Origin of the sequence: Vibrio sp. 10N.247.310.24, from assembly GCF_041467175.1 — a bacterium.
In the GTDB taxonomy this organism is placed as follows: domain Bacteria; phylum Pseudomonadota; class Gammaproteobacteria; order Enterobacterales; family Vibrionaceae; genus Vibrio; species Vibrio tasmaniensis_A.
The window spans coordinates 1-17,588 of the sequence record NZ_JBFSUD010000004.1 but is presented as its reverse complement, the minus strand read 5'-3'; the positions used below and the strand labels follow the sequence as shown (position 1 = coordinate 17,588).

At 44.8% G+C, this 17,588-nt stretch carries 15 protein-coding genes; all 15 read right to left on the bottom strand.

Translation table 11 applies throughout. The annotated features are described in order from the left end of the window. Positions 1 to 75: 75 nt before the first annotated feature. On the bottom strand, positions 76 to 2,178 hold the full coding sequence (locus AB6E08_RS02040) for a flagellar hook-length control protein FliK (protein ID WP_372066527.1): 2,103 nt from the start codon (positions 2,176 to 2,178) through the stop codon (positions 76 to 78). Between the two features lie 182 nt (positions 2,179 to 2,360). Next, positions 2,361 to 2,798, bottom strand: a complete 438-nt coding sequence (gene fliJ, locus AB6E08_RS02035; protein ID WP_009848549.1) for a flagellar export protein FliJ — start codon at positions 2,796 to 2,798, stop codon at positions 2,361 to 2,363. Between the two features lie 22 nt (positions 2,799 to 2,820). Continuing rightward, complete coding sequence (fliI, locus tag AB6E08_RS02030) at positions 2,821 to 4,140, bottom strand: flagellar protein export ATPase FliI (protein ID WP_009848550.1); 1,320 nt, start codon at positions 4,138 to 4,140, stop codon at positions 2,821 to 2,823. Beyond that, the gene (gene fliH, locus AB6E08_RS02025) at positions 4,140 to 4,940 is read right to left on the bottom strand and encodes a flagellar assembly protein FliH (protein WP_017101963.1); all 801 of its coding nucleotides are present in this window, start codon (positions 4,938 to 4,940) and stop codon (positions 4,140 to 4,142) included. Before fliH ends, fliI begins: the two co-directional genes overlap by 1 nt. Positions 4,941 to 5,066: 126 nt before the next feature. Continuing rightward, on the bottom strand, positions 5,067 to 6,125 hold the full coding sequence (gene fliG, locus AB6E08_RS02020) for a flagellar motor switch protein FliG (protein WP_012603439.1): 1,059 nt from the start codon (positions 6,123 to 6,125) through the stop codon (positions 5,067 to 5,069). Then, complete coding sequence (gene fliF, locus AB6E08_RS02015; protein WP_017099171.1) at positions 6,118 to 7,860, bottom strand: flagellar basal-body MS-ring/collar protein FliF; 1,743 nt, start codon at positions 7,858 to 7,860, stop codon at positions 6,118 to 6,120. Before fliF ends, fliG begins: the two co-directional genes overlap by 8 nt. Before the next feature lie 15 nt (positions 7,861 to 7,875). Next, complete coding sequence (gene fliE, locus AB6E08_RS02010) at positions 7,876 to 8,187, bottom strand: flagellar hook-basal body complex protein FliE (protein WP_009848554.1); 312 nt, start codon at positions 8,185 to 8,187, stop codon at positions 7,876 to 7,878. A 132-nt stretch (positions 8,188 to 8,319) separates the two neighbouring features. Continuing rightward, the gene (locus AB6E08_RS02005) at positions 8,320 to 9,729 is read right to left on the bottom strand and encodes a sigma-54 dependent transcriptional regulator (RefSeq protein WP_009848555.1); all 1,410 of its coding nucleotides are present in this window, start codon (positions 9,727 to 9,729) and stop codon (positions 8,320 to 8,322) included. Between the two features lie 33 nt (positions 9,730 to 9,762). Beyond that, the gene (locus AB6E08_RS02000; RefSeq protein ID WP_009848556.1) at positions 9,763 to 10,803 is read right to left on the bottom strand and encodes a PAS domain-containing sensor histidine kinase; all 1,041 of its coding nucleotides are present in this window, start codon (positions 10,801 to 10,803) and stop codon (positions 9,763 to 9,765) included. 204 nt (positions 10,804 to 11,007) lie between these two features. Further along, a complete protein-coding gene (locus tag AB6E08_RS01995) occupies positions 11,008 to 12,471 on the bottom strand; it encodes a sigma-54 dependent transcriptional regulator (RefSeq protein WP_009848557.1) in 1,464 nt (487 codons plus the stop codon). 226 nt (positions 12,472 to 12,697) lie between these two features. Next, positions 12,698 to 13,108: a flagellar export chaperone FliS gene (gene fliS / locus AB6E08_RS01990; RefSeq protein ID WP_009848558.1), complete on the bottom strand. Its 411-nt coding sequence runs from the start codon at positions 13,106 to 13,108 to the stop codon at positions 12,698 to 12,700. Between the two features lie 12 nt (positions 13,109 to 13,120). Further along, positions 13,121 to 13,426: a flagellar protein FliT gene (locus tag AB6E08_RS01985; RefSeq protein WP_017101962.1), complete on the bottom strand. Its 306-nt coding sequence runs from the start codon at positions 13,424 to 13,426 to the stop codon at positions 13,121 to 13,123. A 3-nt stretch (positions 13,427 to 13,429) separates the two neighbouring features. After that, positions 13,430 to 15,436 (bottom strand): flagellar filament capping protein FliD, encoded by a 2,007-nt coding sequence (gene fliD / locus AB6E08_RS01980; protein ID WP_372159626.1) that lies wholly within the window; start codon positions 15,434 to 15,436, stop codon positions 13,430 to 13,432. Between the two features lie 70 nt (positions 15,437 to 15,506). Next, positions 15,507 to 15,932 (bottom strand): flagellar protein FlaG, encoded by a 426-nt coding sequence (gene flaG / locus AB6E08_RS01975; protein WP_017101960.1) that lies wholly within the window; start codon positions 15,930 to 15,932, stop codon positions 15,507 to 15,509. Between the two features lie 81 nt (positions 15,933 to 16,013). Then, positions 16,014 to 17,144, bottom strand: coding sequence for a flagellin (locus AB6E08_RS01970; RefSeq protein WP_017101959.1), 1,131 nt, complete (start codon positions 17,142 to 17,144; stop codon positions 16,014 to 16,016). Positions 17,145 to 17,588 lie beyond the last annotated feature (444 nt).

Below are 17,588 nucleotides of genomic sequence, written 5' to 3'. Positions count from 1 at the left end.
CGGTACTTTCTATTAACTAACTGTTCTTCTATAAACTAACGGTTCTTTCTATTAGCTAAGTGTTTTAGCCTGATACTAGGCATAATAACTAATTCCATCACGCTTTGACGTGACATTCAATTCAAGATTGCTGTTGCTATCAAGGTTTTCATCACCTTGACCATCATTTATACGGTTAGAGCCTGATTGTTGCTCGCCATTATTGTACCTGTCTTGCCCCTGACCAGTATTCTGTTGCTGAACTGAAGACTCAGCAAGCTGCATCCCTTGCTGGGCGAGCATCTCCCTCAAACGAGGTAAGGTTTGTTCAATAACCTCTCTCGCTTGTTGGCTACCGACAGTAAAGTGCACGTTCGCCACATCATTATTCATGGTCATGCGAATTTTCATCTGCCCCAACTCTGGTGGGTCAAGACGGATATCCAAGTTCTTGAGATTCTTAGACATCATCATTTGGATTTTTTCCGCCACCTGCTCGTTCGCTAACTCTTTAGTGAGTTGCAAAGGTGCCTGTTGAGCCGCTTGAATTTCAGCTCGTGTTGGTGCTGAACCCACCGTAGCTGTACCTTGTGCGCCAGCCGCCGAGGCTATCTGCTGAGCAAAGGTCGAATCTTTAGAATCTTCTTTAGCACCGGCTTTGCCCAAACCAGACAATGCCGCGGCACCTGCGCCCGCTTTAAGAAGCGCATCAGTAGAGCCTGCTTTTGTAGTGACTGGTACTGCATTCATCGCGATCCCTTGCGCGGTTAAAGCTGGATCCAACGTTGCTTGCTGCTGAGGTGAAGCAACATTAGCTTGTTGAGCGGCTGCATGTGCATTGTTGGCGTGCAGCATTGCTGCCTTATCCGTAAGAGCATTGTTTGTTGATTGAGAAGCGGCCTGCGCTGACACTTGTTGTGCAGCCGTCGCTACAGCTGCTGTTGATGCTGCCGCAGCTAAAGCTTTAGTTTCGCTTGAATCCGTATTATCCCAATCAATAGCTGCGGGTTCACCAGACGCGCTGTTCACAGCCGGAGCTTGATTTAGCAAAGCCGTTGCTTGTTGTTGAACGTTAGTGAGCTGTTGATTCAACAGGTCTAAGTTAGAGGTCGCTTTAGCCAAAGCGGCTTGCTCATCAACCGTCAACTTAGCACCACTTTGTTGCTTCTTAAGCAAGCTATCGACAACAGACTGTTCTGATTCGATTTGTCCATTCAATTGTTTTAGTGCTTTGGTATGGGCATCAACCTGCTTGGCGAGTTCAATATCCGCAGCTGAGATCGCTTGGCTCTGTTCGGCCACCGCGGCGCTAGCCGCATTCTTTTGACTCAGCTCTCGGTTCATACTGGCTTCAATTTGTTCTGGAGTGACGCCTTTATCCATCAACTGTCGGATTTCATCATCAGTCAGCTGAGACACACCCTTACCTCCGGTAAGAACAGCGATTTCAGAATCCACCTCAAGACTATTCTCTTGGATTGCTGCATTCGTTTGTTGTCTCGCCTCATCCGTAACGGAGGCTACTGCAACTGAAGCACCGGAGATATTACCTTGGGCGTTATCTACCTGACCTTGCTGAGGCAAGCCTTTGCCGTTTGGCGCTTGATTTAGAGTTTTGTTTGCCTCATCCAATTGACCAAGCAATTTATTGCCTTCATTCATCGCTGCATTAGCTTGCGATGCTTGCGTAGAGCCATCTACAGCTGATGTACCCTGAGTTTGGGATTGAGCAACCTGTTCTTTAGAATCATTCGTCGTAACCTGCGCATCTTTACCATCCGCCTTATCAGCGACAGTGCTATCAGTGCCCGAATTGGCTTTGAGCTTAGCCTCAGTTCCAGACACAGCCTCTGCAGATGTTTCCTCAGCAGCTTTCTCGCCTTCTACTTCTGAAGCTGCTTGCTTGCTTTGCGCTTCGCTTACTTCGTCAGTAGCCTTTGATTCAGCTGAATCACCTTTGTTCGCTTCGGCTGACGCTTCACCTTCGGTAGAGGCCTGTTTAGCATCAGGTTTCGCGGTGCTTTCTGTGTCTTTTGCTGCGACTTTACTGTCACTTTCTTCAAAGCCTAGTGCTTCTTTGAAAGACTCAAAGAAACCTTTAGAGTCTCCAGTTTCTTCTACCTTTGAAGAGGCAGAACCGGAGTCCAACAACGATGACGTTTTGTTGGTCGCTGAATTTGAGGAAAGACTAACATTCATATATACAAGCTCTATCTACTAGCTTTGCTGCCTTGAATCAGACAACAAAAAGAAAGTCGGGTGCTTTTTATGCCTTTGGTGAGCATAACTCGCAATTTGATATAAAACAGAGCAAGAAACATGCCTATAAGTTTTAAGTCTGCCATCTGCAGAGCAACACTTGCGTCATTCGTGAATTAGGTTCAAATCTTCTTTCGGCTATATAACAGAGTCGAGAACTCATCCATTTGCTTTTGCTCTCTTTGATCTTGCAGCTTTGCTTTTTCTTTCTGCTTTTTCTCCATCAACCATTCGTAGGATTTACGCTTTTTTCGTAACTCCATCCAATAGTTTTGGCAGTTATCGACCTGATTTTTAAAGTGGTGTTCCGCTTCTCTCTGCTTAGAGAGCGTTTCATCTAATTGCGTTAAGAAACGGTTTAAGTGGCCATATTGGCTAGCCGTTAATCCGGCCTTACCTCGGTCAACAAGTTGCTGGCAGTAATCAAGTCGATATTTTTCAATCTGTTCGACCTGTTCGTAGTAACCCTGCAGCTCGACGTTCGCTTGATTCAGCGCCAATACAGCTTGGTTCTCTTGGTCTTTCGCTTGATCGAGAAGAAATTCTAACGCGTTATCCATGATTGACCTTATTCAACACGACCTAACCGCCTAACACATGCTTTAACATATTGACGCACATGTCATAGGGAACCGTTTCTTTCATTTTCTGTTGTAAGTACTCGTCCAATCTCGGTTTCAAAGTGAAAGCACTGTCGATTGCAGGGTCTGTTCCCGGCTTGTAAGCACCAATCGAAACCAAATCTTGATTTTTCCGGCATATAGACAGCACTTGTCTAACGGCTTTCGACATCAAGACATGTTCTTCGGTGGTGATTTGAGGCATAACACGACTGACGGATTTCTCAACATCAATCGCGGGATAGTGACCAGCATCAGCCATCTCACGAGATAAAACAATGTGACCATCAAGAATCGCTCGCGATGCATCGGCAATAGGGTCTTGTAAATCATCACCTTCTGTTAACACGGTAAAGAAAGCAGTGATAGAACCTTGTTCATCGTTACCATTACCTGCTCGCTCCACCAGCGCAGGAAGCTTGGCAAACACAGACGGCGGATAGCCTTTGGTTGCTGGCGGCTCACCCACAGACAGAGCGATTTCACGCTGCGCCTGAGCGAAACGAGTCAATGAGTCCATCAGTAGTAAAACATCTAGACCTTGGTCTCGGAAATACTCGGCTACAGCCAGTGCGGTTTGACAGCCTTTTAAACGCATCAATGGAGACGAATCCGCAGGAGCGGCGACCACAACAGAACGCTTACGACCATCTTCGCCAAGGATCTCTTCAATAAATTCTTTTACTTCTCGTCCACGCTCACCAATCAACCCCACCACGACCACTTGCGCGGTTGTACCACGAGTCATCATCCCAAGCGTAACCGACTTACCCACACCGGAACCCGCAAACAGGCCGATACGCTGCCCTTTGCCCACCGTTAATAAGCCATTAATCGCTTTTAAGCCAACATCAAGTGGCTCAGAGATAGGTTTACGAGCTAAAGGATTGATTGGCTCAGCATTAAAGGAAGCGCGTTGCTCGGTATAGATTGGACCTAAACCGTCGAGCGGATTACCTACGCCATCGATAACACGACCAAGCAACTCCATTCCAACAGGGATACCGCTTTCTGATGTCATCGGTGTCACGCGAGCGCCAGGTAAGATCCCAGTAATTTGTTCACTGGGCATCAAAAACAGGTTATCGCCAGAAAAGCCAACCACTTCGGCTTCCATTTGACCAGACATGGTCTCTACTAAGCATAAGCTGCCAATTGGCGCTTTGCAGCCGGTCGCTTCAAGCGTTAGTCCAACAACACGAACTAGTTTGCCTGAAGCAATTGGTCGCGACTTTAGCCCCTCGACTTTGTATTGGCTAAGACGGTTCGCTAACTCAAGCATTACTCATGACCTTGATGACGATTTACACCACAGAAGCTTTGAATGACGTTCTTCACGCGCTCTTCCATGCGGTAGTTAACACTCGATTCACCCGCTTCAATTTGTACGTCGCCGCGATTGAGTGCAGGCTCTGATACCAACGTCCAATTACGAGAGTCCAATTCCGTTTCGCCATACGCTGAGCGTATTATTGCAACGTCTTCAGGGTTTAGCTTCAATGTGATCGCGTGACCTGAAATTGGCAATGACTCTACCGATTCTTTCACGGTATCTAGTATGATTTGTGGGTTGGTTTGCACTTCAACATGAACCACTTCTTTGACCATAGTCAGCACCATGTCCACCAGTTGCTTCTCTACCTGAGCATTCATCAGCTCTAATGGCTGAGCGAACTGGTTGGCTAGCCCCATAAAGATGGCGACTTGCTGCTGAATGTACTCTTGACCAGCAGTAACGCCTTCAAGTTTGCCGGCTTCGTTACCCTCTTCGTGACCTGCGGCAAACCCTTCTTCTTTGCCTTTTTCATAGCCTTGTTTGAAGCCGGCTTCTTGACCTTGGTGCAACCCTTCTTGATAAGCGCCCTGCTTGATCAGGTCGATTTGCTCTTCCGTTAGAACCAGCTCTTCGTCTTCAATGGCTTCTTCAACCGTTGGCATCCAGCCAGGATCGTAGTTAAAAGCCGTTTCTTTGGCTTGTTTGTTCACATCAGAGGTATAGTCAGGCAGCCCCCATTTCTGAGGTTGGGCAACCGTATTATCTTCTTCAGGGCGAAGGAAGCCACGTTTTCTATCACCTGACATATCAGTACCTATCTATGAGTTCGTCCAACTGCGTTGTAGATTCAAGCAATTACACGGTAGTTAATCTGTGGTTTGAGGTTGGATAAAGAAAAGCCCCAACAATGTGGGGCTCTTGAGGTTTCTGTATTAAAGGAACTCGTCGGCGCCACCAGACAGCATAATCTCGCCACTGTCTGCCATCTTCCTCGCAATACCCAAGATCTCTTTCTGAGCAGCTTCTACATCAGAGACTTTAACTGGCGGCATCGCCTCAATATCGTCTCTCATCATATCAGCAGCACGCGTAGACATGTTCTTGAAGATCTTCTCACGTAGGCTTTCATCAGCACCTTTAAGCGCTTTCTGTAGAACGTCTTGTGGAACATCACGCAGCAATCGCTGAACACCTTGGTCATCAACTTCAATAAGGTTTTCAAAGACAAACATAAGATCTTGGATCTGTGTTGCCATGTCTTCGTCTTGATCTCGAATTTGCCCCATCAAGATGCCTTCTACATTATTGTCCATGTAGTTCATGATCTCAGCAGCGGCTTTCAGGCCACCAATTTTGGCAGCTTGAGCACCCGCTTGACCCGCAAACTGTTTCTCCATGATTTCATTCAATTCAGCGAGAGCTGAAGGTTGAACTTCTTCAAGGTTAGCAATACGCATCATCAAATCAAGGCGAACACGCTCAGGGAATTGAGACAAGATCTCCGCAGACTGATCCGATTCCAAGTAAGACAGTACGATCGTTTGAATCTGTGGGTGCTCGTTAATGATGATGCTTGCCACCTGACGAGGGTCCATCCACTTAAGAGAATCCAAACCTTTAGAACCAGTACCTAAAAGGATCTGATCAACAAGGTTATTCGCCTTATCTTCACCTAGAGCAGCCACCAACGCATTACGCATAAAGTCTTCACTGCCCATACCGATGTTGGTGTACTTCTGAATATCATCTAAGAAAGCGCGGTGCACAGCACCTACTTTTTCTTGAGACCAATCCGTTGAACGAGCCATTGCACTACCAACACGCTGAACCTGTTTAGGTTCTAGATGGCGAATGATACCCGCAGCATCTTCTTCACTTAAACTTAGCAACAAGATCGCAGCGCGCTCTTCGCCTGAGATAGACTCGATATCGACACTTGCGACATCAAGCTCACCACCTTCTGCTTGTTGTGGAACAATTTCGTTAGCCATCTGCCACCCAATTCTTAACTACTTGAGCTGCTAGCTCTGGTTCATTCGCTACAAGTGCACGTACTGCTTTCAGTACGTCCTCATCTTTGTGAAGGTTAGGTAGGTCGATACTTGAACCAAATTCAAATAACTCACCACCTTCAATATCACCACCAATTAAACTGGTTTCGCCGTCAGCACCAATTGGCATGCCGTCGGGTCCGTACATTTGATCGTCATCGTCTGCTGCTGGGTTAAGCAGTTTTTTCATTGCAGGGCGAACCAGCACCAATACGACAACAATAATAACCAACGCACTCGCAAACCAACGAACCCAATCATTAAAGTGTTGGTGCTCCCAAATTGGTACGTCAGCAACAATATCCGTTACTTGAGGTGCAAATTGCATGCTTAACACATTGAGTAAATCACCGCGGTTTTCATCAAAACCCACAGTTCCAATCAATACCTGACGTATCGCGTTAATTTCGCTTGCTGGAATTGGGGTGTGAACCACTTCTCCCGTATCAGGGTTCAATGATTGGCGATCTTTGATTGCAACAGATACGGTCTGACGATTAACCGTGCCGCTCTGTTTTCGCTCATGACTAATGGTCGTGTCCAGCTCAAAGTTGCGGGTCGCTTCTTTGTGAACCGAACCTTGCCCCATCATCGTACCATCTTTCATCTGAGCCACGTCCTGGGGAATCGATGCATCAGCAGGAGGCTGGTTACTCAAAGCCCCTGGAATACCAGCCACAACGTTGCCGTTATTGTAGTCTTCTAATGTATATTCACTTCGGGTTGCTGGAGTATTCGGATCAAAACGCTTTCTTGTTTGTTCCACAGCACTAAAGTCGAGTTGAATATCAACCTGAGCCGTGTAGTTACCAAACCCAAGAATCGGAATCAAAATGGAGTCAATTTTTTCACGTAGCGCTTGCTCTTGATTACGCTCTAACTCGTGCTCTTTTCGGCGTGCCGCTGACATCGGATCCTGAGAGCCAGAGCTCAAAAGTCGGCCATGCTGATCGGTCACCGTAATTCGCGAAGTTTTCATCCCCGGAACGGCACTAGCCACCATGTCCACAACAGAATCAACTTCTTGCTGCTTGAGGTTCGTCCCCGTTTTAAGTGTCAGGAATACTGAGGCAGAGGCTTCTTGATTGTGACGAACAAAGACACTTTGCTTAGGTAAGGCAAGTAAAACTTGAGCTTTACGTACCTGCTTCATCTGTTCAATCGCTTTAGCAAGCTGTCTTTCACGACTTAGTTTAAGACGCTCTTTCTCTAAACGTTGTGATACACCAAAACCCATGTCTTGCATGAGGATATCATCACCGGTGTTTCGCTCTTGGTTCAAACCCGCTCGAACCATATTTAACTTTAATGAGTTATATTCACTCGCTGGTACCGAGATGGTATTCCCTTCAAGAGAGTACTCAATCTTCTGCGTATCCAAATAATCAAGAACCGGGATCAACTCTTCTGTTTCGTAAGCCCCTAATGGACGCATTTCTGGCTCTTTCACCCAGAAAAACAGCATTACAATAAGCGCTACACAGATCGAGATAGAAAGAACTAAGACGACTTGACGAAGCAAATCGAGATCACCGACGGCCATATCGAACTTAGATGAACTGCGCTCACCTAAATCGGTATTTTGCCCTTCGCCATCTAGATCAGAGCTTGCAATAAGTGCGTGGTCGTTGCTATCGCTTACGGTTAAATCTGTTGTTTGACTGTTATCTGCCACTATTTACTACCCAACTTATACCGGCATGTTCATCAGCTCTTTGTACGATTCGACCAATTTATTTCTAATTTGGATCGTCGCTTCAAAAGCCACACTAGATTTATTACGAGCAATCATCACGTCAGATAAAGACACGCTTTGATCGCCACTGTCAAAACGAGTTTGAAGATTACCAGAGGTCTTTTGTAATGAGTTCACATTATTGATGGCATTAGTCAGCATGTTGCCAAAATCTGCACCAACCGCTTGGCCCGTTGCAGCAGGACGCGTGCTGGCAGCTTCAACCATCATTGCCTGCATTTCGCCTTGTAAACCATCTATTCTCATTTACTACCTCAGGAGTCAAAATTATGACTATCTATTTAGCTTTATTATTGACAGAGCAATTAACGTGCCATGCATCAATTTGACTAGCTATCGTAATACACTAGTCAGAAAGCTGACACTACTAATTTATGTTCAATTTGGAATATCTATTCCAGCATCACGCATTTTCGCTAATTTATAACGCAATGTACGAGGGCTAATGCCTAGCTTTTCAGCCATATCTTTACGTCGACCATGACAAGCAATCAATGTTTCGAGAATGATCGCATACTCTTGATCTCTAAGTTCATTTCCAAGCCCTTCGCTACCTGCCACGACTTTATTGATAGGATTCGCTTCAGCAATCGGCTTAATTTCTGGCGCTGCAACACTGTTCCCTTCAACGATCTGTTGTAGTCCAGTTGCGTCTTGCCAGTCAACACCTTCAAGTAAAATATGTTCGCCTGAAATATTTTCTTGCTCACTCAAAATTAGAGCGCGCTGCACGACATTATCCAGTTCACGTACATTTCCCGGCCACGGATAATTGACGAGTTTACTAATGGCTTGCTCAGACAGAACAGGAACAGGCATTCCTAGTTTGGTGCAATGACGTTCCACCAAATGTTTCGCAAGCGGCGCAATATCACCTTTACGTTCACACAGCGCTGGCCAAGTAATTGGAAATACATTCAGTCGGTAGTATAAATCTTCACGGAAATTCCCTTCAGAAACATACTGTTTTAGGTCGCGGTTACTGGTTGCTAGAACACGGACATCCAATTTGATGCTCTTGCGGCTACCAAGACGTTCAACTTCGCGCTCTTGCAACACTCGCAGCAATTTCGCTTGTAGGCTGAGATCCATTTCGCTGATCTCATCCAACAAAATAGTACCGCCTTGAGCTTGCTCAAATTTACCCGGACAAGCTTGAATCGCACCGGTGAACGCACCTTTATCGTAGCCAAACAGTGTTGCTTCCAACATATTGTCTGGAATCGCGGCACAGTTAATCGCAACAAACGGACCGTCTTTACGGCTCGAAGCGTTATGAATATAGCGAGACATGACCTCTTTACCAGAGCCACTTGGCCCTAGCACCATCACGTTGGCATCGGTTTTAGCCACCTTGTCAGCCAGCATCATTAGTTTGATACTTTTCTCATCAGCAACAATAGCATCGCCATTGTCATCCGACTTTACGGGAGCGTAACGGCTCACCATGTTTAACAGCACTTCTGGCGCAAATGGCTTTGCCATGTAGTCGATAGCGCCTTCTTTCATTGCCGCGACCGCATCTTCAATGTTGGCATAGGCCGTCATCAATAGAACCGGAAGATTTGGCCAATGCTGCTTGATGTTTCTTAGCAATGCTAAACCGCCCATACCGGCCATCTGAACATCAGAGACAACGATATCAACAGAGTTTGATTTCAATTTTACCAGAGCATCTTCCGCACAATCCGCTTCCAGCCATTCGTAACCAGCAAGCGCGAGTGTATCGACAAGGGCTTCGCGTAGACCTTCATCATCTTCGACGATTAACACTTTGCTTTGAGCCATAGGATTCTCCAGTGTAAATTCAGTTAAAACTTATTAGTCTTCAGAAGAAGAGCTTCTTTCCAACGGTAGACACATGGTAAAGCATGCGCCATCACCCTCTTCTGATATCAATTCCAGTCGACCTTCATGTGCTCGGCATACCATTTGTACAACCGCTAAACCTAGACCTGTGCCTTGAGAACGAGTGGTAAAGAAAGGTTCCATAATTTTACCTTGAAGTTCTTTAGGCACACCGGGGCCACTGTCTTGTACTGATATCTTAAGTTCACCGTTTACGGGTCTAAAAAACACATCAATCTGCGATTTCTTGCCAGCAATTTGAACCGCGTTCAAAACTAGGTTACTTAAAGCAGAAGCGATAGCATTGGCGTTGCCAAACATTTGAGTCTTTTCATCTTCAACTTCCTGACAATAATCAATCTGGTTGCTTTTTAACGCAGCCTCCACCATAGGATGAAACTCAATGATGAGTTCCGCGATGGTGAATGGCTTAACCACCTTGTTGTCGCCACCTTTGGCAAACAACAGCATGTCATTCACTTGTTTCTCTAAATCATGCAACCTATCCATCAGCTTAGATTGAAAACGCGTTTTTGTTGCCGGCGGCAAATTTGGCGCGGCAAGGTTTGATGCATACAGCATTGCACTAGAAAGCGGCGTGCGAACCTGATGGGCAAGCGAAGCGACCATTCTTCCGAGTGAAGATAAACGCTGAAGATCGCTCACACGAGACTGAAGTAGGCGAGTTTCTGTCAGGTCTGTAATCAAAATAAGCTGACCTGTAGTCGAAGCTGAAATCGCTAAGCGCACTTTTCGCCCATTCTTCAATGAGATCTCATGCCCATCATCGTCCCTTGGTTCAAAGGCATTTTGTATTACCGAAAACCATTTCTCGCCAACCAACTCAACCCCGAGAATACGGTGTGCTTCAGGATTCGCTTCTCTCACTTCACCATGTGTATCTAACAAGATGACCCCCGCAGGCATAACATCGAGCACTTGCTTATAGCGCTCAACCTGTTGCTCAACAGAATCTAGATGTGATTGATTTTCTGGTTCGTTAGATAGGTGCATGTCAAAAATTTGCCTCAAATACTAAAACAGCCTGACATGTACAACACAAGTCAGGCTATTTGCTATATTTATCACATAGTTAAGCAAGCAACAACTCGACTATGGTTTATCTGTTCGTTTAGCTAAAGTTGCCAAAAAGCTAAAATGCTAAAATGCTAAAATGCTAAAGTGTGTACTAGTTTTCGTTTTCATCGAAAATAGGCACTAACGCTGCAAGTTATATTTACGCATTTTTTCGACCAGAGTGGTTCTGCGCATTCCAAGCATGTCAGCAGCGCGAGCAACAATACCGCCCTGAGCCTCCAACGCTTGATTGATCATATTCACTTCCATATCAGCGAGTAGTTCTTTCAAGTTAACCCCTTCAGCGGGTAAATCTTGAGGTGCGTTCGCATTGTCAGCAAGCTCATCGTGCTGCTCAAAACTGAAGTCTTCTGAGAACAAGTCAGAAAGAGCATCTCGCTCTTGCTCTTCCTCTGATGCAAAATTATTAAACTCTGGCTGAAACTCTGGGATATCACTGTATCTATATTTAGTTGGTAGATGATTCACATCAACTAAGCTATTTGGATATAAAATAACCATTCGCTCAACTAAATTAGCTAACTCACGTACGTTGCCCGGCCAGCAATGCTCCATCAAAGAGTTGATTGCACGGGGAGTAAAACAGATTGGCATGCCACCTTCAGCTTCCATTCTGGTCATCAACTCCTGAAGCAATAGGGGAACATCTTCTTTTCGCTCCTGAAGCGATGGCATTTCAATTGGGAAAACGTTCAAGCGATAGTAAAGGTCTTCACGGAACAAATCATCTTCGATCATATTTTCAAGATTGCGGTGTGTTGCCGCAATCACTCGAACATCAGCTTGAATGGTACTATTGCCACCTACACGTTCAAAACTGCGTTCTTGTAAAACACGAAGCAACTTAACTTGCATCGCCATTGGCATATCACCAATTTCATCAAGAAACAGTGTACCACCTTCAGCCAACTCAAAACGGCCTTTACGTGCGGTAATTGCACCAGTAAACGCGCCCTTCTCATGACCAAACAGTTCACTTTCGAGCAAGTCTGGCGGTATAGCGCCACAGTTTACGGGAACGAAAGGTCCTGAACGACGTTTAGAATGATAGTGAACATTACGTGCTACAACTTCTTTGCCCGTGCCTGACTCACCAAGAATCAATACGTTTGCTTCAGTAGAAGAGACTTGTTCAATCAAGTGACGAACTTCTTGGATACCAACACTCTGCCCAACTAGACTACGAAAAAGCGTATTCTTACGCGCTGAAGGTACAATTTGAACGCCTTTACGGCCTAAGAAGTCTTTACAGTGTCTTAGTGCATCACTTAATTGCGGGTAGTTAAGAGGAAGTTCGAGTTCACCAACAAAGTTAGTAAGTTCGTCAACCGGGTAATCGTTTTTGCCAATCACCAGTAAAGGGATGTGATTAACATGAACAAGCTTTTCATTCAGTAATGCGAAGCCTTTGGCTTTAATTGAACCAATGATGCAACCGGCCCACTGTAGGGACCAGTCAACTTTGTATGCTTGTTCAGAGCTGATTACTTCGCAGCTCTCTCCTACAAACTCTAATATTGTGCTTAAATTGTGACGATTTTGAGCGTTATCATCGACGACAAGCAGTTTTGCCAAACCTTGCATAAGTAGGAATTATTGCCTTTATTTTGGTGCGATGCGGAAATTGGTAAGCGACGTAAGAGACAAAACAGAGAAAATATCAATGATTATGATCTACGTGGACAAATCTAGGAAACCAGCAACGAAAAAAGCCATTAGGCTATCTAATGGCTTCTATTTTATTTGATTATAAAAATAAGGCAACCAAGCAATTCAGAGATATGCGATTGGTTTAAACTGGGATGTTTCTTTAAATACCAACATCCGCAGACGTTAAATTGTGATATTCATTCGGAATTTGGTCCCAAGCGCTCTTAATTTCGCGGATAATATCGATAACATCATCAATTGGCTGAGGATCATTTTTGTGATTTGCAGCAGAAATTTGCGTGATCATAAACTCATAAAGTTGATCTAGGTTTTTCGCAATGTCGCCACCATCGGACATCGATAGGCAACTACGCAGGCTAATAATGATATCTAGAGCCTTACTCAGTCGCTCACCTTTCACCGGGATATTGCCCGCTTGCATTGCCGCTTTACCTTGAATTAAGCGCTCGATAGCACCAGCCATTAGCATCTGAACAATTTTATGCGGTGAGGCAGCTGTAAGCTGACTATCCACTGATACCTTTTTATATGCCTGTAAAGAACCGCGCATAGTAAACCTCTTCTATAAAAACTTTTTGTATTGTTGAACTGATTTGGCACCATGTCGGTATTTATGTAAGTTTTTACCTACTCGACCAGTCTCAGACTGCATCAGTTCGACCAATTGTCTTGTTCTCGAAATGGCTTCAAACCACTCGGAGCTTTGCTTAACGTCGGGATATGAATCGATTAATTGAAGCACGTTTTGCAATAACTGTTCTCTGTTATCGACAAGATGCACTATTTCTTCAGCATTAATTTCACTATATTCGAGCTTAGACATAATTAATTGATCGAGCTCACAAAGCTCTTGAAGCAGTTTGCTCATCTATTAGCCCATTGCACTCATCATGCTGCCCAACTGAGATTGCATCTTGCTGGTCGCATCCTGCATCGCAGTGAACTTGGAGTGCGTACGGCTCTCTAGGCTATCCATGCGTCGGTCAAGCGCGCTTTGATCATCAACCAAACGGTAATTTTGTTCGACTAAGCTCTTTTCTCTCGTGCGGATTGAGCCCGTAACACCCGTGATCCCTTGAATCGCATCTTCGACTTTTTTGGCGAAACCGTTGTTGCCGCCAAAGAACTCACCCAACTTATCAAAGTGATTGTTAAGCTGACGATCAAGCATGTCGTAGTTGATTTCTAGCGAGCCTTGTCTTGTGGTGGTGATACCAAATTCAGTCAAAGACTTAAGGTTGTCAGGCGCGTCTTCAATGCTTGAAGAGAACACACTTTTTAGTCGCGAGTCTGCGTTACGCACTGTACTGTCACCAGAAAGAGGGCCTTTTTGACCTGTCAAAGGGTCAACACTCGCCAAACCTTTAGATACTTGGTAAAACTGATTATAAGAGCTAACAAAAGCTTCAATATCTTCACGAACACGATTACGGTCGTACTCAACACCAATTTCTGCTGGCGGCTTATCTTTTGGCGTTTTACCTTTAACCGTAATATCAATACCTTCAACGGCATCTTCAATCACATTATTATTGCTAGAAAGCTGAGCGACACCATCCAGAATGACCATTGAATCTTGTCCAGCTTGCACTTCAGTCATGCCGCTGTATTGGTCAAAAGACTGTTGAGCCAAAGCCTGATTAGCTTGAGCTTTATCAACCTTCTCTAAATGTGTTCGTTCCCCCGGAGATAACCTAGCTCTCTCTAATTGCTGAGCCTGCTCCGGGGTTAATTCACCTTTCTCAACTCTCTTCGCTAACTCTGAACGTTCATCAACCAATTTACTTTCTATTCTGGCTTTCTCGGCATCGAGCTTCTGCTGCGCTTCTTTGGGGGTAACATAAGAATCCGTCAGAGTACCTGCGGCAGTATTTGACCACCCCGGAATATCAGCGGCTTTCTCGATGGCTTTTTCGTCAAGCTCGAGTTCAGGCCTAAAAAAAGAATCGAGTAATGTGCCCGAAGCGGTGTTGTTCCAGCCTGGGATCGTATCTTCTGGCATCCCTGAAGCCGCTAAGGCGGACGCATCTAGCGCCTTTTGACCTGCCATTGCCGCTTCTTGGCCATAAGTTAAATTATCACGGTCAAATTCAGCGAAAGGATCTTCAGGTTCAACGACAGGTTCCGATTTTCTTTCAAAAATAGGATTGCCGTTTTCATCAAATATGGAATTTCCGTCATCGTCTCGCAGCGGAACAGCAAAGCCGTCAGGAATTGGGTTACCGTCAGCATCCAATTTAGGAGGGGCATCAGCTAAGACGCCTTGCGCTACTGAGCGAGCATCTTCTAAGGCTTTCAGTCTTTCCGATAGGGTTTTATATTCTAATTTTTTTAGAGGGTTGTTATCTTCAGAGTCAACGTGGAGTTTTATTTGATTGTCTTCACCAGACATATTTGAAGCGAGGACTAACCGTGGTCCTTCTTTATCATTAATGATAGAAGCTCGAACACCCGGATTATCCCCAGCGCTGTTAATACCTCTAACAACATCACGCAGTTTTGAGTTAGCACTAACTTGTGTTTCGAAGCTCTCGCTACCAAGCGAAACCTGCAGCTTGCCAGGCCCAAATTTCATGTCATCTGATAGAACATCAGATGCCACTTTATGGCTCTGGGCAAGCTGCAACACATCGATGGCATATTTGCCAGCGATCGCTTCGGTAGTCGCGGTCGCAGAAACAAGATTTTCATCAGTACTTTCTACTGTTCGCACAGCAAAAGCTTTATCCTGACGAAAGCTTGTCATCAGATCCTTCATCGAATCAAGGGATTCTCTGAGTCTTCCATAGGCACTAATGCTGGTGTCGATTCGCGTTCGTTCATTGTCGATCTGTTGCTGTTTAGGCATACGCTCAGAATCAACAATTTTGCTGACCATGGAATTGATATCCATGCCAGACGAAATCCCCATTGGGCCAAAACTCATTAAACCACCTCAATAATACGACTTAAACCTTAGCCTCCAATATTCCACTATTCGAGGTTTGGGCTGCTAGGCGCCTCAGAATTTCGAGCATTTCTTCGTCGGGAATTTGGCGAATAATATCGCCTGTTGTGGTCTCATAAATAGTGACCACATCTCTCCCAGTCTCTTCATCAACCTTGAAGGCAACACCCTTGTTAAGAGAAGATATAAACTCATTGACCTTCTCAACCATCTTGACACGCTCCTGATCATTTAACTCTTGTCTATGTTGAGCTAATTGAATCGCCGCTTCGGTAGCCATTTCTTTCGATTTTTCTACCTTGCCATGAGATGTTGCTTCTTTTAGTTGTAAAGTGCTCGACGCACTACTACCTTCATCGCTTGCAAATTTAGTGCCATTAGGTGAGCCATAAGGCTGGATGTTCGACGCGTTAGATAATATTTCCATAACACTCTCCCTCCCACCTTTATGAGCCTAACAGTAAAACTCTACCCAGAGTAGAGTTTACCGTTACTTACTGAAGTAAGTTTAGCCCAACAAGCTTAGAGCTGCTGATGGTGATTGTTTTGCTTGAGCTAAAATAGAAGTACTCGCCTGTTGTAAGATTTGAGACTTCGTCATTGCCGTTGTTTCTTTTGCGTAATCGGTATCTTTGATACGGCTCTTAGACGCATTAACGTTTTCGTTAATATTATCTAAGTTGCTGATTGCGTGATCAAAACGGTTTTGGAACGCACCGAGAGATGCTCGGTTACTGTCTACTGATTTTAGAGCGCCATCAATAATAGATACCGCGTTGTTAGCACCAGCAACCGATGTTACATCGATATCGTTAACAGTAACGTCTTTACCTGCACCAATCCCTAGCTCGCCCGCCAGACTGCCGCCAAATTCAACATTACCTTCAATTTTTTGGCTAGAAGCAAACAGTTGCAGTTTACCGCCTTCACCTACCGATGCTTGGACGTCTGGACTTTGGCCATTAATATACGTTGCTAGCTCTTCCATGTCGTTGCCTTCTTTCGCAGAAATAGACAACTCTTGAAGATCACCAAACTGATCTTGGTATTTCATCGTTAGAGCAGAGTTTGCTCCTACACGCCAAGACGTATCTTTACCCTCGGTAACACTATAGCTCTTACCGCCCATAGCTTGAGTGTCAGTACGCATATTATTCATCGTCAGCATTACTGCTTCACCAGAATCTGCACCGATTTGGAAAGATTGGCTACCAAAAGTACCGTTCAAAAGCTTGTTACCACCAAAAGAGGTCGTTTCAGCAATACGGTTAAGCTCAGTGTTTAACGCCGATACTTCTTCTTGGATAGCAACACGTTCAGATCTCGTGTTTGAGCCATTTGAAGATTGAAGAGAAAGGTCACGCATTCGTTGCAGGATATTGGTTGACTCATTCATTGCACCTTCAGCAGTCTGTGCAATAGAGATACCATCATTCGCGTTTTTTACAGCCATATCAAGGCCACGGCTTTGCGACGTTAAGCGGTTAGAGATTTGTAGGCCTGCAGCATCATCTTTCGCGCTATTAATTTTATAGCCAGAAGACAAGCGCTCCATTGATTTTTGAGTACCTTCAGCCGCGCTATTTAGGTAGCGCTGAGCCGTCATTGCAGACACATTTGTGCTTACATTAATCGCCATAGTTGATCTCCTTTAGGCATTTTTTCATGCACTTATGTGACTCTCACCTCACAAAAACACATGTTATTTTGTTTTATATACCAGTGTCTCTCTCACCTTACATTGGTACATATCATTTCTCTCAATCCCTTTAACGGCCCCTTAACTAGAAGCTTTAATAAAAAATGCACTTTTTTCGTATTATTTTCAATGTTAAAAAAAACGTGAAGTAGATCAATTAATCTCACGACATCTTTTAAAGCCGGATTTAGCACAATGCGTATCAATACCTATCAGATAATTGACATAAAAAAGTCCCTGCTCTCTCTTTTACTCCTTTTCGCCGACACGGTACTTCACTCCAATGTACCTTTACCAAATAACAGGCAATAAAAAACCCAGCCGAAGCTGTAATGCCGTTCACTTAAGAGTGAACGGCATTTTTGTTCTTAGCATACCGTTGTG

Bases quoted from the DNA above. Each gene is read 5' to 3' on its own strand.
- AB6E08_RS02040 (WP_372066527.1), bottom strand. From the start codon at position 2,178: ATGAATGTTAGTCTTTCCTCAAATTCAGCGACCAACAAAACGTCATCG.
- fliJ (WP_009848549.1), bottom strand. From the start codon at position 2,798: ATGGATAACGCGTTAGAATTTCTTCTCGATCAAGCGAAAGACCAAGAG.
- fliI (WP_009848550.1), bottom strand. From the start codon at position 4,140: ATGCTTGAGTTAGCGAACCGTCTTAGCCAATACAAAGTCGAGGGGCTA.
- fliH (WP_017101963.1), bottom strand. From the start codon at position 4,940: ATGTCAGGTGATAGAAAACGTGGCTTCCTTCGCCCTGAAGAAGATAAT.
- fliG (WP_012603439.1), bottom strand. From the start codon at position 6,125: ATGGCTAACGAAATTGTTCCACAACAAGCAGAAGGTGGTGAGCTTGAT.
- fliE (WP_009848554.1), bottom strand. From the start codon at position 8,187: ATGAGAATAGATGGTTTACAAGGCGAAATGCAGGCAATGATGGTTGAA.
- AB6E08_RS02005 (WP_009848555.1), bottom strand. From the start codon at position 9,729: ATGGCTCAAAGCAAAGTGTTAATCGTCGAAGATGATGAAGGTCTACGC.
- AB6E08_RS02000 (WP_009848556.1), bottom strand. From the start codon at position 10,803: ATGCACCTATCTAACGAACCAGAAAATCAATCACATCTAGATTCTGTT.
- AB6E08_RS01995 (WP_009848557.1), bottom strand. From the start codon at position 12,471: ATGCAAGGTTTGGCAAAACTGCTTGTCGTCGATGATAACGCTCAAAAT.
- fliS (WP_009848558.1), bottom strand. From the start codon at position 13,108: ATGCGCGGTTCTTTACAGGCATATAAAAAGGTATCAGTGGATAGTCAG.
- AB6E08_RS01985 (WP_017101962.1), bottom strand. From the start codon at position 13,426: ATGAGCAAACTGCTTCAAGAGCTTTGTGAGCTCGATCAATTAATTATG.
- fliD (WP_372159626.1), bottom strand. From the start codon at position 15,436: ATGGTCAGCAAAATTGTTGATTCTGAGCGTATGCCTAAACAGCAACAG.
- flaG (WP_017101960.1), bottom strand. From the start codon at position 15,932: ATGGAAATATTATCTAACGCGTCGAACATCCAGCCTTATGGCTCACCT.
- AB6E08_RS01970 (WP_017101959.1), bottom strand. From the start codon at position 17,144: ATGGCGATTAATGTAAGCACAAATGTGTCTGCAATGACGGCTCAGCGC.